The organism is Corynebacterium sp. AOP12-C2-36, assembly GCF_052379185.1.
Lineage (GTDB): Bacteria > Actinomycetota > Actinomycetes > Mycobacteriales > Mycobacteriaceae > Corynebacterium.
This window is the reverse complement of sequence record NZ_JBQSYJ010000020.1, coordinates 23,931-38,742: the sequence shown is the minus strand read 5'-3', so window position 1 is coordinate 38,742 and position 14,812 is coordinate 23,931. Positions and strand designations below refer to the sequence as shown.

14 protein-coding genes are annotated in these 14,812 nt (G+C 68.5%); 6 read left to right on the top strand and 8 right to left on the bottom strand.

Annotation, left to right across the window (positions count from 1 at the left end):
- The coding region (locus tag ACT3UN_RS13995) for an MFS transporter (protein WP_444657324.1) at window positions 1-498 on the top strand (498 nt) is incomplete at its 5' end.
- On the opposite strand, the gene ACT3UN_RS13990 is transcribed toward ACT3UN_RS13995, so the two are convergent.
- From ACT3UN_RS13990 to ACT3UN_RS13980, 3 genes are read right to left on the bottom strand one after another with little or no spacing between them, the layout of a single operon-like run.
- Complete coding sequence (locus ACT3UN_RS13990) at window positions 485-1,699, bottom strand: N-acetylglucosamine-6-phosphate deacetylase (RefSeq protein WP_441582194.1); 1,215 nt, start codon at window positions 1,697-1,699, stop codon at window positions 485-487. The two genes, ACT3UN_RS13995 and ACT3UN_RS13990, sit on opposite strands and share 14 nt — an antisense overlap.
- A complete protein-coding gene (gene nagB, locus ACT3UN_RS13985) occupies window positions 1,696-2,499 on the bottom strand; it encodes a glucosamine-6-phosphate deaminase (RefSeq protein ID WP_301444234.1) in 804 nt (267 codons plus the stop codon). Before nagB ends, ACT3UN_RS13990 begins: the two co-directional genes overlap by 4 nt.
- A gap of 29 nt (window positions 2,500-2,528) precedes the next feature.
- Complete coding sequence (locus ACT3UN_RS13980) at window positions 2,529-4,619, bottom strand: glucose PTS transporter subunit IIA (protein ID WP_444657323.1); 2,091 nt, start codon at window positions 4,617-4,619, stop codon at window positions 2,529-2,531.
- A gap of 155 nt (window positions 4,620-4,774) precedes the next feature.
- Here ACT3UN_RS13980 and ACT3UN_RS13975 point away from each other — a divergent pair, with 155 nt between their 5' ends.
- On the top strand, window positions 4,775-5,479 hold the full coding sequence (locus ACT3UN_RS13975; protein ID WP_441582196.1) for a GntR family transcriptional regulator: 705 nt from the start codon (window positions 4,775-4,777) through the stop codon (window positions 5,477-5,479).
- Window positions 5,480-5,582: 103 nt separating this feature from the next.
- On the opposite strand, the gene ACT3UN_RS13970 is transcribed toward ACT3UN_RS13975, so the two are convergent.
- The 4 genes from ACT3UN_RS13970 to ACT3UN_RS13955 all read right to left on the bottom strand — a co-directional run bounded on the left by ACT3UN_RS13970 (window position 5,583) and on the right by ACT3UN_RS13955 (window position 10,146).
- Window positions 5,583-7,226: an OPT/YSL family transporter gene (locus ACT3UN_RS13970; protein ID WP_441582197.1), complete on the bottom strand. Its 1,644-nt coding sequence runs from the start codon at window positions 7,224-7,226 to the stop codon at window positions 5,583-5,585.
- Window positions 7,227-7,290: 64 nt separating this feature from the next.
- Window positions 7,291-8,235 (bottom strand): DUF1177 domain-containing protein, encoded by a 945-nt coding sequence (locus tag ACT3UN_RS13965; RefSeq protein ID WP_441582198.1) that lies wholly within the window; start codon window positions 8,233-8,235, stop codon window positions 7,291-7,293.
- Window positions 8,235-8,963: a dipeptidase PepE gene (gene pepE, locus ACT3UN_RS13960; protein WP_301443908.1), complete on the bottom strand. Its 729-nt coding sequence runs from the start codon at window positions 8,961-8,963 to the stop codon at window positions 8,235-8,237. Before pepE ends, ACT3UN_RS13965 begins: the two co-directional genes overlap by 1 nt.
- Before the next feature lie 4 nt (window positions 8,964-8,967).
- Window positions 8,968-10,146, bottom strand: a complete 1,179-nt coding sequence (locus tag ACT3UN_RS13955; RefSeq protein WP_441582199.1) for an aminotransferase class V-fold PLP-dependent enzyme — start codon at window positions 10,144-10,146, stop codon at window positions 8,968-8,970.
- A gap of 125 nt (window positions 10,147-10,271) precedes the next feature.
- On the opposite strand from ACT3UN_RS13955, the gene ACT3UN_RS13950 reads away from it, so the two are divergent.
- Complete coding sequence (locus ACT3UN_RS13950; RefSeq protein WP_444657322.1) at window positions 10,272-11,024, top strand: IclR family transcriptional regulator; 753 nt, start codon at window positions 10,272-10,274, stop codon at window positions 11,022-11,024.
- A gap of 42 nt (window positions 11,025-11,066) precedes the next feature.
- Here ACT3UN_RS13950 and ACT3UN_RS13945 read toward each other — a convergent pair whose 3' ends face one another.
- A complete protein-coding gene (locus ACT3UN_RS13945) occupies window positions 11,067-11,243 on the bottom strand; it encodes a hypothetical protein (protein WP_441582201.1) in 177 nt (58 codons plus the stop codon).
- A 158-nt stretch (window positions 11,244-11,401) separates the two neighbouring features.
- On the opposite strand from ACT3UN_RS13945, the gene ACT3UN_RS13940 reads away from it, so the two are divergent.
- The 3 genes from ACT3UN_RS13940 to ACT3UN_RS13930 all read left to right on the top strand — a co-directional run bounded on the left by ACT3UN_RS13940 (window position 11,402) and on the right by ACT3UN_RS13930 (window position 14,812).
- A complete protein-coding gene (locus ACT3UN_RS13940) occupies window positions 11,402-12,352 on the top strand; it encodes an alpha/beta hydrolase (protein WP_444657321.1) in 951 nt (316 codons plus the stop codon).
- A gap of 77 nt (window positions 12,353-12,429) precedes the next feature.
- On the top strand, window positions 12,430-13,692 hold the full coding sequence (locus ACT3UN_RS13935; RefSeq protein ID WP_444657320.1) for an SLC13 family permease: 1,263 nt from the start codon (window positions 12,430-12,432) through the stop codon (window positions 13,690-13,692).
- A gap of 19 nt (window positions 13,693-13,711) precedes the next feature.
- Window positions 13,712-14,812, top strand: a complete 1,101-nt coding sequence (locus ACT3UN_RS13930; protein WP_444657319.1) for a PrpF domain-containing protein — start codon at window positions 13,712-13,714, stop codon at window positions 14,810-14,812.

Genomic DNA, 14,812 nt, shown 5'->3' with positions numbered 1-14,812 from the left:
ACCGGCCTGTCCCTGGCGGTGGCGCACCTGCTCAAGTGGGTCGGTGAGCGCGGGGTGATCCTCGGCGGCATCGTGGTGCAGGCCCTCGGCGTGCTGGCGCTGGCGCTGCTGGCGTCGGTGCTGCAGCAACCGTGGCTGCTGATCACCGGCACCCTGATGCTGGGTGCGGGCGAGGGCCCGATGACCGCCACGCTCAACGGCGTGCTCTCCACCTCCGTCGGTGACGACGAGCAGGGTTGGCTCGCCGGGGTGACGCAGGGGATGCAGAACGCCGTCGGCGTGGTCGTCCCCCTGGCCGTCGGTGTGCTCTACGGCATCGGCGCGGGCGTGCCCTACTGGATCGCGCTGGTGCTGCTGTGCGCGGCGTTCGTGATCCTGTCGCGCGCCTCCTTCGCCAGCCCGTCCCGCGTGACCCCCGCTGACCCCGCCGGGACTGCAGCCTCCTCGGACGCGGCGGAACCGGGGACGCTGAGCGGGGTCGCGGCTACCGCGTCGTGAGGGGTGAGAGGAGTTCCCCGCCGCGCATGACCGTGGACACCTGGAGGGTGGTGTCGAGCACGACGAGGTCGGCGCGTCCGCCGACGTGCAGGCCGACGGTGGGGAAGCCGACGGCGCGGGCGGGGTTGACCGAGGTCTGCCGGACGGCCTGCAGCAGCGCGGCATCGCGGTCTCCGTCGGCATCTTCCCCATCCCGGGCCGCAGCCCCGTGTTCCACGGCGAAGCGGAACAGCTGGTCCATGGTCGCGGTGCTGCCGGCGATGGTGTCGGTGCCGGCGACGTGCGCCACGCCGCCGGTCACGTCCACGCCGAGGGTGCCGAGACGGTAGGAGCCGTCCGGCATGCCCGCGGCGGCCATGGCATCGGTGACCAGGGTGACCCGGTCCGGCCCGACGAGGTCGCAGACGCCGCGGTAGAGCGAGGGGTGCAGGTGGACGCCGTCGCCGATCATCTCCACGGTCACCCGCGGGTCCTCCACCAGAGCGGTGACGGGGCCGGGTTCGCGGTGGTGGACCGGGCGCATGGCGTTGAACAGGTGGGTTCCCACGCGTGCGCCGGCGTCGATGGCGGCGAGGGTCTGTTCGTAGGACGCGTCGGTGTGTCCGACGGCGGCGACCGCGCCGGCGTCGACGGTGCGTCGCACGGCGTCCAACGCCCCGTCGAGCTCGGGGGCGAAGGTGACCATGCGCACGGTGCCGCGCGCGGCGTCGAGCACACGGGTGAGCTCGCCGGCGTCGGGGTGGCCGGGGTGGCGCAGGGCTGTCGGGTCGTGCGCACCCTTCTTCGCCGGGGAGAGCCACGGCCCCTCGAGGTGGATGCCGCCGACCAGGCCGTCGCGGACGTGGGCCGACAGGACGTCGACCTCGCGCAGCAGCTCGTCGGGGTGCGCCGACACCAGCGACGCCATGATCGTGGTCGTGCCGTGTGCGGCGTGCATCGCCACGGCGGTGGCGGTCTCCTCGTCGGTGGCGACGGGGAACGCCCCGCCCCCGCCGCCGTGGACGTGCATGTCCACGAACCCGGGCACGACGGTGACCTCGCCGAGCGCCAGCACGTCCTGCGCCGTCGCGGCGTCCTGCACGTCCTGCGGCGGCGCGCCGGCGCCGAGGGCGCTCACCGTGTCCCCGGTGACCTCGATCCAGCCGGGACGCAGGACCTCGTCGCCGGTGACCAGGACGTCGGCGGTGTTGAGCGTGCTCACAGGCCCTGCCAGACGGGCTTGGCGGCGTACGTCGCCCGGTAGTAGTCGGCGAGCTGCAGGCGTCCGGCCGCGGCCTCGTCCACCAGGACGGAGACGTGCGGGTGGTGCTGCAGGATCGTCGCCGGCCACAGGGCGCTCACCCCGCCCTCGGCGAGCTGGTGCACGGCCTCGGCCTTGTTCTGGCCGGTGGCCACCAGCACGATGTGGCGGGCCTCCATGATCGTGCCGAGCCCCTGGGTGAGGCACTGGGTGGGGACCTTGGACAGGTCGTCGTCGAAGAAACGGGCGTTGTCGACACGGGTCTGGTGGGTCAGCGTCTTGATACGCGTGCGCGAGGCCAGGGAGGAACCCGGCTCGTTGAAGCCGATGTGTCCGTCGGTGCCGATGCCGAGGATCTGCAGGTCCACGCCACCGGCGGCGCGGATGGCGTCGTCGTAGGCGAGGCAGGCCGCCGGGATGTCCTCGGCCAGGCCGTCGGGGCCCTGCACGGCGTCGTCGGCGAAGTCCACGCGGGAGGTGAACTCGCGTCGGATCACGGTGGAGTAGCGCTCCGGGTGCCCGGCGGCCAGACCCACGTACTCGTCGAGGGTGAAGGCGCGGGCGCGGGCGAAGGAGAGCTCGCCGGCGTCGTGGCGGGCGACGAGGTCGTCGTAGACGGGCAGGGGGGACGACCCGGTGGCCAGCCCGAGGACGGCGTCCGGCTTGCGCTCCAGCAGCGTCGCGACGGCCCTGCCGGCCAGCGCGCCGGCGGCACCTGCGGCGTCGGTGGCGTCCGCGCCGGGCAGGATGATGATCTCCATGGTGGGTTCTCCTACTTCTTCTTCTCGGTCTACTTCTTTTTGGTGACGGTGAACAGGGGACGCATCGTGGACACCGGGGCGGACGGCTCGGCGAGCTCGTCGACGGTGGCGCCGCGAGCGTCCATCACGACGACCGGCACGACGGTGGGGTACCCGGCGGCCTCGACGGAGGCGACGTCGTAGGTGATCACCGGCTGGCCCTGGACCACGCGGTCGCCCTTGGCGGCGTGGAGGGTGAACCCCTCGCCCTGGAGCTTCACCGTGTCCAGTCCGAGGTGGACGAGCACGGCGGTCTTGTCGTCGGTCATGATGGCGTAGGCGTGGGGCAGCAGCTGCATGAGCTTGCCGGACACCGGTGCGACGGCCTCGACGATGCCGTCGGTGGTCGTCGGCTCGATGGCCAGGCCCGGGCCGACGGTGCCGGCGGCGAAGGTCTTGTCCGGCACCTCCGACAGGGCGACGGTGCGGCCCTGGACGGGGGCGCGGACCAGCGTGGGTTCGGGGAGTGCGTCGGCGGCGACGGCCTCGTCCGGGGTCTCCTGCTGCGCAGTCTCGGCGACGGGCTCTGGTGCAGTGGTGGGTGCCGCGGCCGGCGCGGGGCCGGCGAGCGCGGCCTTGATCTCGTCCTTCAGGACGTCCGACTGGGTGCCGAAGACGGCCTGCACGTTGTTGCCGACCTCCATGACTCCGGCGGCGCCGAGGGCGCTCAGCGCGCCCTTGTCCACGCTGGACTTGTCGGCGACCTCCATGCGCAGACGGGTGATGCAGGCGTCGACGCCGACGAGGTTGTCGCGCCCGCCGAACGCGGCGATGAGCTGCTCGGCACGCTGCGTGCCGGTCGCCGCGGCGTCCTGCGACTCCTGTGCGGCGAGGGACGCCTCGTACTCGTCGTCCGGCACACGGCCGGGCAGACGCAGGTTCCAGCGGGTGATCGCGAAGCGGAACATCACGTAGTAGACCACCGCGAAGATCAGGCCCTGCGCCACCAGCAGCAGGATGTTGTGTGCCGCCGGTGCACGGCCGTAGAGCAACAGGTCGATCAGGCCCGCGGAGAAGGAGAAGCCCAGGTGGATGTCCAGCAGGTGCGCCACCGCCAGGGACAGGCCGGTGAGCACGGCGTGGATCACGTACAGCGGGAACGCCAGGAACATGAACGCGAACTCCAGCGGCTCGGTCACGCCGGTCAGGAAGGCGGTGAGGCCGGCGGCGCCGAAGATGCCCACGGCCACCGTGCGCTGACGCGGCTTGGCCACGTGGATCATCGCCAGGGCCGCGGCGGGCAGACCGAACATCAGGACCGGGTAGAAACCGGAGGTCAGCAGGCCGGCGGACTGGTCGCCAGCGGCGAACCGGCTGAGCTCGCCGGTGACCAGGCCGTTGGCGCCCTCGTAGTCGCCGTAGATGAACCAGATGAAGGTGTTGAGGATGTGGTGCAGTCCCAGCGGGATGAGCATGCGGTTGGCGAAACCGTAGATGAACGCGCCCAGTGCACCCGAGCCGGCGATGAACTGGCCGACGGAGGTCAGGCCGCTGTTGAACAGCGGGTACACGTAGGCCATCGCGAAGCTGACGAACAGCACCGTGAGCGACACGACGATCGGCACGAAGCGCCGTCCGCCGAAGAATCCCAGGTACGGGGGCAGTTCGATGTTGTGGTACCTGTCGAACAGCCAGGCGGTGATCAGGCCGACGATGATGCCGCCGAAGACGCTGTAGTCGATCATCGCCTGGTCGCCCGCGGCGTCCTCCACGCCCTCCAGGACGACGGGGGACATGGAGTCGAAGACGGAGGTCATCACCAGGTAGCCGGCGACGGCGGCCAGGGCGGTGGAACCGTCGGCCTTCTTCGCGAAGCCGATGGCCACGCCGACGGCGAAGAGGATGGCGAGGTTGCCGAAGATGCCGTCACCGGCGGCGCTCATCGAGTCGAAGAACGGGCCGATGACGGGGATGTCGGTGCCGCCGAGCATGTCGTCCTGCCCGAGGCGCAGCAGGATGCCGGCGGCGGGGAGCAGGGCGATCGGCAGCATGAGGCTCTTGCCGAGCCTCTGGAGTTGGGCGAACCCGGGGATGCGCAGGCCGCCGCGCTTCTTCCCGGTGTCGGTGTGTGGGGTGGTCACGGAAGACTCCTCGCATCAGGTGGGGGTCCGGGGGACCGGTGCGGGGCCGTCCTGGACCAGTACCGCCCATATTGGACTAGACCAATTCGCGGTGTCAAGGGTCACGCCCGCGGGTGGATTGCCCGGGCTACACCCGCCCCCGGTACGGTGGTCGCATGAAGGTGCCCAAGTACTACCTGGTCAAGAATCAGATCCTCGAGCTCATCGACGACCTCGACCCGGGCACCGCCGTCCCCACCGAACGCGAACTGGCCGAACGTTTCGGCACGTCACGCACCACCGTGCGCCAGGCCATCGGCGAACTCGTCTCCGACGGACGCCTGGAACGCACCCAGGGCAGCGGCACCTTCGTGGCCTCCCCGAAGATGATGCTGCTGCCGCAGGTCTCGTTCTCCAGCAACGCCGAGTCCGAGGGTTGGCGTCCCGGGCGCGTGGTGCTCTCGGCGCGCTGTGAGCAGGCGTCCGACAGCGTGGCCGAGCACCTGCGGCTGGAGGACGGTGCACTGATCACTCGCTTCGAGGTGCTGCGCACCGTGGACGGCGAACCGCTCGCCCACGAGACCGTGCACCTGCCCGGCGACCTCACCGAATTGACCGACCGCCTGGAGGCGCAGGACTCGCTGTACCGCATGCTCGCCGAGGAGTACGAGATGGGCATCGTCGAGGTGGAGGACGTGGTGGAGACCGTGCCCTGCAACCCGGTGCGTGCCGACCTGCTCCGGGTGGCGACGGGGCTGCCGCTGCTGCTCGTCCACCGCACCGGCTTCGGGGAGGACGGCTCGCGGGTGGAGTGGACGGAGTCGGCGTTCCGCGGCGACCGCTACCAGTTCGTGTCGCGGCGGCGGCTGGGCGGCCGCTAGAAAGTGTTACCACTTTTCGGCGGCCCGTTTTTCGTGACCTGGGGTTTTGTCGTCCGGCGTCCCGGAAAAGTGGTAACACTTCTGCGGGACTGGAGTGTTGAGGCTACTGTGCGACCTTGCCGACGTTGAAGACACTGTCGCCGGCGATGATGCCGGCACCGAGCAGGGTCAGAGCTGTGTCGTCAGGCCCGCGCAGCTTGCGCCACACCACCCGGGTCGCCAAGGCGATGAGGACGAGCCACCCGGCCTGCGGGGTTGCCACGAGCAGTCCCGTGGCGAACAGGACGCCCATCTGCCGGGTGGATCCGCCCAGTAGCTGGATCGCTGCCCCCGGGATCGCCCACATCGCCATGGTCTTCGCAATGTCCGGGTCGGAGATACCCGCGGTGATCGTGTCGGCAAAGACGGTGGCGGACGGTGGGATGCTTCCGTCCGCGAAGAGCCCCTGCCAGGAAATTGCGACGACGCCGATTGCCACGACGATGGCGATGATTGACGCCTTGAGCTGTTCACGACGTCCGGCGAGTTCGTACTCCCGCCACGGTCGGGTCTCCCGACGCAGAATCCAGCCGGCCTTGTAGTCGTAGCCCATGTCCGCGAAAGCAGGACCGGTGGCGGAGCAGTACGCGACGAGGATGACCAACGGGACTGTCGGAATGCCGAGGAACAGTCCGAAGATCAGGAAGATCAGGGTGACGGCGAAGGCGGGGAACCAGCCGGCATGCATGGCGGCCAGGCCGACGATCAGCTCGTGGACCATGGCAGCTGCACCGGCGAAGAGAATGAATCCGAGCAATCCCCATCCGGACAGGTCGGAGGTTGCACCTCCGATGAGGGCGATGAGCAGCGCCCCTAGGACGAAGAGAATGTAGCCCGTGCTGATCGCGCGGCCAAGGGCGGCATCGGTGATGGTGTACCCGAGGGTCTCGTCCTTCGCGACTTCGTCGAGTCGGGCAGCCTCGGAGCGCTTTCCCGATGCTGTCCGGGACTTGAAGATGATCCAGACGACCTGCAACAACGCGACCACGCCGGCGCCGATCATGAAACCGTGAGCGACGTAGAGCTCACTCAGGTTGATGCCCCACAATGCCGGCGCGTACTGCGCGATCAACAGCCCGAATGCGAACATCAGCAAGGCCCAGAGGTTGCCGATCAGCGCGACACCGGCCGCCGACATCGGCAAAGAGAGAAGCGAACCACCGATACCGACGACGGCACCGCCGAGGAGGATGAAGACGCGACGACCTCCGAGGACTCCGGCGCGAATGGTCTCCGCCGAGGCGACCCCGGGCGGCCACGGGGCAGATGCGGGCATGAACCGAGAGCCGAAAGCACGGAACAGCACGAACACGTCGACCGCGACTCCGATGGAGCATCCGAGAAGCATCGGCCATACGAGTTCGGGTTGACCGAGTGCATACGGGACGGCGATGGGCGCGAGCAGTGCGTTCGCTGCTGCGAATGTCGCCGTTGAGATGGCGGTCTGCAGCAGGTTCTGCCGGTGAGGGTTCCTGAACTTACGTAGCCCGGCGAACGACGCCCTGCCGATCATCATGGCGATGACAGCGCCAATGACACTGGTGTTGGCGGAGATTCCCAGCGTGGTGATCAGGTGGACACCGATGATCGCGCCGAGGAGGCTCAGAAGGATGCAGAGGATGAATACACCGGGTTCATAGGCACGGGGATGCTGTGGCGGTGCAGTAGGGGTGGCAGTGGTGTTGTCTGCTGCGGGTGGGGTTTCCATGATGGCTCTTTCTCGCAGGGGAGGGGTGGCCCGGGCGCGCGTGTGGTCGCGCGCCCTGAACGCCCTATTGTTGGAAGCGGTCCATGGGGCCGTAGCGCTCGGTCAGGGTGGCGACCTCGTCGGAATCCACGAAGCTCACCTCGCCCCGGCCGAACTGTTTCGCAGCCTGAACGGCGAAGCGGGTGGCGTCGAACAGGGCGGACTCGTAGCTGGCACCCGTGGATGATCCTGGGACTACGGCCTTGGCGGTGAGCGCGACGCCCACGACCGGGGCATCTGTGGCGACCGTCGGCTGCATGATCGAGTTGAAGTGCCTCAGCCCATTGTCGTACGGGGTGATGTCCTGTTGCGACAGAGGGAACGTCCTCGCGGGCTCGCCCGTCGCATACTCCAGCAGTGTGACCAGGTCATTCGCGACCGGCAGCAGGTAGCCAGCCTGGGCGGTCGGGGAGATCGCCACACCGCGGTGGTTGATCAGCCGATTTCCCTTGGACGTGTCGAAGGACAAGATCGCGTCCATTGAGTTGTCGACCTCGTGGGTGTTCATGACGTCCGAGGACACGGGGGTGCCCATGAAGTCGACGGGCTCCCTCGGCGTGATGCTCACATGCGTCGCCACATGGGTGGTGATGACGACGTCCCCGTCTGGTCGGCCTCCGGCGGCCGCAAGTCGGATGAGCCGCAGGGCCGCCGCCAGTACGACGATCGACCCGTCGGCGTCAGAGACGTAGCCGATCCGCTCCGGTTGTGCCTGCTGGGCGCCGAGTCTGCCGACCAGTCCGAGGGTCGGCGAGTCGCCTCCGGCTGAGGCGCCGGAGATCCCCGGGACCGTGATCTTCAGGAAGTCGCAGAACTTCGAGGTGTCCTCCGGCTCGTCGTAGCTGACCCGTTCCACGTTGACGCGGACGCCGGGCGCGGCTGGCGCGCGGAGCAGGTCGGCGATCCGCTCACCGGTGAGCCCCGGGTCGTCCATGAGGTCGCAGACGTCCATGATTTCGCGAAGTGACATCAGTTGGCCGGTCCTTTCAGGTCGGAGAGGGGGAAGCGCTTGTTCCGCGCGAGGGGGGTCGGCTCGACACCGTGGGAGAATACGAGTGCGTCGCGCTCTCCGAGGACCTCGCCGTGGGTGCCGTCGACCAACAAGGCGCCACCTTCGTAGAGCCCCAGCACTTCCTCGGTCGGGTTGATCTCCGTGAACTCCAGCAACCTCTCCTCCCTGCTCTCTCCGTTGTGGCCCTGCGGCTTGCCGGGGATGAAGTGGGGGTTGATCTGGAAGGGGACGAGTCCGATGGAGGCTAGCGTCGGGGGTTCGACGATGGGCATGTCGTTCGTCGTGCGGATGGTGGGGGTGGCGACGTTCGTCCCCGCGCTCCAACCGATGTAGGAGGCATGGCCGCCGCCGACCCGGTCCCGGATCGCGTCGACGAGACCGGCCTCGTAGAGCCGACTCAACAGGGCGAAGCTGTTGCCCCCGCCGACTGCGACGACGTCGGCGTCGTTGACGGCGGCTACGGGGTCGTCGAAACGGTGTACCGAGGTCAGCTCGGCGTCTGCAGCGAGGAATGCAGGGGATGCCAGGTCCTCGTAGGCGTCGTAGCTAAATGACACCGCCGCGTAGGGGATGAAGAGGACCTTGCGGCTCGTCCCCTCCAGGATGGTGCGGAGCTGCGTGTCGGCGTGCTCCAGGTATCCCAGATTGTCCTTCCGGGAACTGCTCATGAGAAGTGCGCGAGTCATGCGGTTAGTCCTTCCACGTTGAGATCGCGTCGACGAGACGGTCGATCTCCTGGCTGGTGTTGAAGTAGTTGAGTGAGATCCGGGCCATCTTCTCGATGCCGTATTCCGCGAGGATCGGGCCCGCCATGAAGTGTCCTGACTCGATGATGATGCCGCGGTCTTCCAGCGACTTTGTGAGCTGGTCTGAATCGACGCTGCGGAGGTTGAAGGGGATAATTCCCAGGCGGCGGGAGTCGTCCTCGGGGCCATAGATGTCCACGTTGCCGAGGGCGCGGAGTCGGCCGGCTGCGTAGTCCGTGAGTTCACGGACCGTCTGGTGGATGTGGTCGATGCCGACGTGCTGGGCGGCCCCGACTGCACCGCCGAGGGCGAGGACGGCGGGAACGTTGGGGGAGCCCGCCTCTAGGCGTCGGGCGGTCGTGGGGAAGGCCACGTCGCCGGTGACGGGATCGATGCTGGAGTTCCACCATCCGGCGAGCGTCGGCCTGAGTTGCTCCACGAGGGAGGAACGTACCGCGAGGACTCCCGACCCTTCGATGCCGCGTAGCCCCTTGCGGGTGCACGCGGAGATGAAGTCGCAACTCCAGTCGTCGAATCCCAGCGGGACGATGCCGAGCGACTGCGCGGCGTCGACGTGGGTGAGGACGCCGCGGGCGGCGGCGACTTCGCAGATGGCCCGGACAGGCTGGACGACACCGGTCACGTTCGACTGGGATGCGAAGGTGATCAGCCGGGTGCGGTCCGTGATCGCTCGGGCGATCTGCCCGGGGTCGAGGACGCCGGTGGCCCCTGCTTCCACGGTGACGACCTTGACCCCGACCTCCTGCTCGAGAAGTCGCCAGATGGCAACGTTGCTCAACATCTCGGTGTCGGGGACGATGATCTCGTCGCCCTCGTCCCACTGCAGTCCCCGGGCTACGAGGCAGATGGCCTCGGTGCCGTTGCGGGTGAAGGCAATCTCCTCGGGTTCGGCCTGGAAGAGGGTCGCGGTCTCGGCCCGGATCTCCTCCACCCGTGCGTAGATCTCGCTCCTGAACTGGGGAAGGTAGGGGCCGACCTCCCCGGTCTTTCTGAGGTAGTTCACGGCCGCGTCGACGGCCTCCTGAACGGGTGGCGCTGCGGCTGCCGTGTCGAAGTACGCGTAGTCCGTGTACGGTTCGTCGGCTGAGTTCACGTCAGTCACGGAGAACTCCTTCCTTGGTGTCGTAGGTCTCTTCCGGTGGGTGCCACCGGTCTGGATCACTTCATAGCCTCCGGTACCGGTTTCCTAAGAGCAATAGGTTTCCCTCTATGCGGTATGTTGGTTACATGACCGACACACTGAAGAGTGCGGAACGTGTCCTCGCGACACTTCTGTTGTTCGACGCCGACCGGCGTGAGGTCGGTGTCTCTGAGCTGGCACGTCACCTCGGGTGCTCGACGTCGACGGCGATGAGAACGATCGACACACTCACTGCGATGGACTTCCTGCGCCGGGATCCGAGACGGAGGACCTACAGGCTCAGCGGCCGGGTTCTGGGGCTCGCGCGGACCTGGCATGGGACGGCATCCCTGGCCAACCAGACCAGGGCGGTCGTTGCGAAGTTGGCGGAGGACACGGGGCTCACCGCGACTTTCGCGGTCGCCGACCATGCGCATATGCGGGCCGTGTTGGCGGTCGATGGAGTGGAAGGACCGTTGCGGAACTACCCGATGACCGGCGAACTTTTCCCTGCGCATGTGGGGGCGATCTCGAAGGCCTACTACGCGTTCCTTCCGTCGATCATGCGGAACCAGCTCACCGGCAGTCGGCCGATGGCGCATTACACGGACAAGACCAGGACCGCCGTGACGGACATTGAGGAACAGTTCGCTGAGATCCGGAAGAACGGCTATTGCTCGACGAAGGGGGAGTATGACGTGGACGTGTCCGCGCTGGCGATGCCCATCAGGACGACGAAGGACCCGCTCGGCTCGGTGTCCGTGGCGACGAAGGGGGACCTCGAGATCACCGAGCAGCTGCTGGACCGGGTTGCCGAGGCGGCGAAGGAAATCGGAGGCCTGCTGGGGCGGCGGCAGTGACTACCGAAAAGTGGTAACACTTCCGGCCGGTGGCCTTGGGCCTCAGCCTTGGCGACCCATCTTCTTGACCCGGAACTTGGCGAGGATGCCCACGACCATGAGCAGCAGGCCGGCGGCGAGGAATCGCTCCGGCAACACGCTGGCCACGCCGAGGATCACGATGATCAGGCCGAGGATCTCGGCGACCCAGGCCAGCGCGTTCATTCGTCCGGCGGTCATGGTGGTCCTTTCGGCAGGCGGGGTCCGGCGCACGGGCCGGGTGACTGGACCAGGGTAGCAAGGGGGAGCACGCACGCATCATCACCTGCGCTTATGGTCCTGGTGGGAACCTAAACACTGACGGGCACGCTGCGCGCGCGCTGGTGAGAATGAGGAGCATGATTCGACTCAAGGTTCTCCGTCGGGCAGTCGCGCTGTCCCTCGCCGGGCTTCTCGTCCTGTCCGGCACCGTCCATGCCGCCCCTGCTGCTGCCCCCGCCTACGCCGACTACGCCGGGGGAGGACGCTACAGCGTCTCCGAGTCCGGCCAGTGGGCGCCGCCACCCTTCGGCCCCGGCGGTGTGCCGGTGCTCCAGTTCGGCCACCGGGACTACGTCCCGCGGTCGTCCGACCCGAACCAGAAGTTCCCCTTCGTCCTGATGACCGCCGGCGTGGGCGGCGACGGGCGGTACTTCGGGGAGAGCTACGCGAAGAAGCTGGCGTCCCGCGGGTACGCGGTGCGCATCGGCTACGGTGCGGCGAACCTGACCTTCGTCACCCCGGAGGCGCACCTGAGCAGCCTCGGGCTGGAGATCACGCAGGGACGCGCCGGGGAGCTGGCGCGCCGGGCGGACTTCTCCCGCAGTGCGCTGGTCGGGTACTCCGCCGGTGCGGGGGCCTCGATGTGGGCGTCGGCGACGCAGGGTGGGGTGGCCCCGGCCCTCGGCGCGCAGATCCCCGGGTTCCGCCTGGCGGGAGTGGTGGCGATGGGGCTGCCGGCGAACCACTACGCCGCGGAGCCGCTGGTGCCGGACAACCTGCCGTTCCTGATCATGTACGGCGAGAACGACGCCTACGGTCTGGGCGGGGTGTCGCACCAGGCGATGCACGCGCTCGCCGAGAACAAGCACCAGACCATCGTCGGGGTGCGCGGCACCGACCACCTGGGCCCGGTGACCAGTGCGCCGGTGGACTACCAGGGCCGGTTCTTCACGCTGATGACCGCCTGGCTGGACGGCAACCTGCGTGGCGACCAGGGTGCCCGCGAGGCTTTCCGGGTCAAGGACTGCAACCTGGTCCGCGCCGACTACTACACGGTCTACGACCAGACGGCCCGGGCGCGACGCTGACTTCCGGCCCCTCGTCGGTTTGCGTCACACGCTCAAACAAGTACAGTTAAGTACCTAAACTAGTTGTAGGAGCTCGAGTGACCTTTCCGCAGACGTTGTCCCTGGTGTTGTTGATCGTCGTCCTGCTGTTGGCGGTGTGGAAGAAGGTCAACATCGGCACGCTGTCCCTCGGGGCGGCTTTCGTGCTGGTGCTGGTCTCCGGCGCGGACACGGGTGAGATGTACGAGGCGTTCCCCGCCAGCCTCGTGGTGCTGATCATCGGGGTGTCCCTGATGTTCAGCCACCTGCAGCTCAGTGGTTCCATCCACTGGGTGATCGACGGGGCGTTCCGTGTCGTGGGCGACCGCAAGGCGCTGATCCCCTGGGTGGGGTTCCTGCTGGGCGGGTTCCTGTCCACGGTCGGTGTGTTCAGCACGGGGCCGATCGCCGTCCTCGTCCCGCTCGTCGCGTTCATCTCCGTGAGCAACCGGGGCACCTACCTGATCAACGAACTGGGTGTCATCCTGGGTGCGGTCGCGCTCGGGATGTCCCCGCTGAACCCCACGGGTGCCACGATCAGCCGGCTCGCGTCGGACGCCGGGGTGACCTACTTCGAATGGGGCCTGTGGGCCGTGGCGGTCGTCGTGACCGCGGTGGTTCTCGCCGTCCTGCAGGTCGTCTTCGCCGCCCTGGGACGCAGGGGGAAGCTCCTCATCGAGCCGCAGGCCGCGCAGGTCGAGGAGGGCAAGGGTCCCGCGCAGGTGAAGAACAAGGTCTACGCCGTCAGCTCGCTGGTGGGCCTGGGTATCTTCGTCGTCTGCGTCGTGGTGTTCGGGTTGGACGTCGGTCTCACGTCCATGGCGGTCGCCGCCGTGCTCCAGCTGGTCTTCCGGCCGTCGCAGGACGGGATGTTCGACCAGGTGCCGTGGAGTGCCGTCCTGCTGATCGGCGGTCTGCTCACATACCTGGGGCTGCTGCAGTCGACCGGCACGATCGACGCGATCCAGGACGCCCTCGGTGGTGCGGCGGCCGGTGCGCTGCTGCTGCTGGTGCTGGCGTACCTCACCGCACTGCTGTGCAACGTGGAGTCCTCGGCCCTCGGCGTGCTGAGCATGACGATGCCGCTGGTGTTCGGCTTCTTCGGCGATTCGCCGGCGATCTTCTGGGTCGTTGCCGCGGTCGCGATCCCCTCCGGGCTCATGGTCATGAACCCGATCCACATCGCCGGCACGCTGGTGGTGGGCAACGCCGAGGTGAAGCGGCAGAACGACGTCTTCAGGGCCTTCATGGTCACCGCCCTCTGCATGACGGCGGTGGTCCCGGGCGTGCTGTGCATCCTCCCGCTGGTCGTCGGGCTGTGACTCGTGCAGGATGAGCGCCATGGCAAACACGGTGGCAAACGAGATTCGCGTGTCGGTGATGCGCGGTGGCACGAGTCGTGGCGTCTTCCTGCGTCTACGTGACCTGCCGCGGGACGCCGGCGCCCGCGACGCCCTGTGCGTGGGCCTGACCGGCGGCCCGGACCCCCTGGCCGTCGACGGGCTGGGCGGCGGGGCGTCGTCGAACACGAAGGTGATGGCGGTCGGTGTGCCGGACGACCTTGCTGGCCTTGCCGACCTGCCGTGGCACGGTTCCTGCCCCGGCGACGTGGACCTCGTCAGCGTCTTCGCCCAGCCCGCGGTCGACTCCACCACCGTGGACTGGACGGGCAACTGCGGCAACCTGAGCGCCGCGGTGAGCGCCTTCGCGCTGGACGCGGGGCTCGTCGGACGGCGCGGCGACCGCACGACGCTGCGGGTCTGGAACGCCAACACCGGTGCGGTCTTCGTGCCGGACCACGCGCTGGAGGACGGGAGGCTCCCGCGCGACGGTGACTACGAGATGTCCGGCGCCGGGCGTCCCGGGCCCCGTATCGACCTGAGTTTCCTGGAGCCCGGCGGTGAGACGACCGGGTCGGTGCTCCCGCTGGGGCCGGTGACGGTGCTCGACGGCGGCGTGCGCGCCACCCTGGTGGACGTCACGAACCCGCTGGTCATCGTCGACGCCCACGAGGTCGGCGTGGACGTGACGCTCAGCCGGGACGAACTCAACACCGACGCCGGGATGCTGGAGCGCATCGAGCGCCTACGGCAGGACGCCGCGAGGCGCATGGGGCTGTCCGAGAGTGCCGTCGTCCCGAAGGTCGCGTGCGTGGCACGCGGGACACGCGGTGCCGACGTGGTCGTGCGTGTGACCTCGATGGGCGTCGTCCACCATGCGGTTCCGGCGACGGCGGCGCTCGCCCTGGGTTCTGCGGCGGCGTTGCCGGGGACGGTGATGGACGCCGTCCTGCCGGGCGGGACGCAGGCGGAGACCACCATCCGGCACCCGAAGGGGACGGTCACCGTCCTGGCGGAGACGTCCGACGGGGTGCTGGTCTCTGCCGGGATGGCGCGCACCGCGCGGACCATCATGACGGGGACGGCGTACCTGCCGGGGTAG

Coding starts and splice junctions, on each gene's coding strand:
- nagB (WP_301444234.1), bottom strand. CDS start 2,499: ATGGAGATCATCATCCTGCCCGGCGCGGACGCCACCGACGCCGCAGGT.
- ACT3UN_RS13975 (WP_441582196.1), top strand. CDS start 4,775: ATGAAGGTGCCCAAGTACTACCTGGTCAAGAATCAGATCCTCGAGCTC.
- ACT3UN_RS13970 (WP_441582197.1), bottom strand. CDS start 7,226: ATGGAAACCCCACCCGCAGCAGACAACACCACTGCCACCCCTACTGCA.
- ACT3UN_RS13965 (WP_441582198.1), bottom strand. CDS start 8,235: ATGTCACTTCGCGAAATCATGGACGTCTGCGACCTCATGGACGACCCG.
- pepE (WP_301443908.1), bottom strand. CDS start 8,963: ATGACTCGCGCACTTCTCATGAGCAGTTCCCGGAAGGACAATCTGGGA.
- ACT3UN_RS13950 (WP_444657322.1), top strand. CDS start 10,272: ATGACCGACACACTGAAGAGTGCGGAACGTGTCCTCGCGACACTTCTG.
- ACT3UN_RS13945 (WP_441582201.1), bottom strand. CDS start 11,243: ATGACCGCCGGACGAATGAACGCGCTGGCCTGGGTCGCCGAGATCCTC.
- ACT3UN_RS13940 (WP_444657321.1), top strand. CDS start 11,402: ATGATTCGACTCAAGGTTCTCCGTCGGGCAGTCGCGCTGTCCCTCGCC.
- ACT3UN_RS13930 (WP_444657319.1), top strand. CDS start 13,712: ATGGCAAACACGGTGGCAAACGAGATTCGCGTGTCGGTGATGCGCGGT.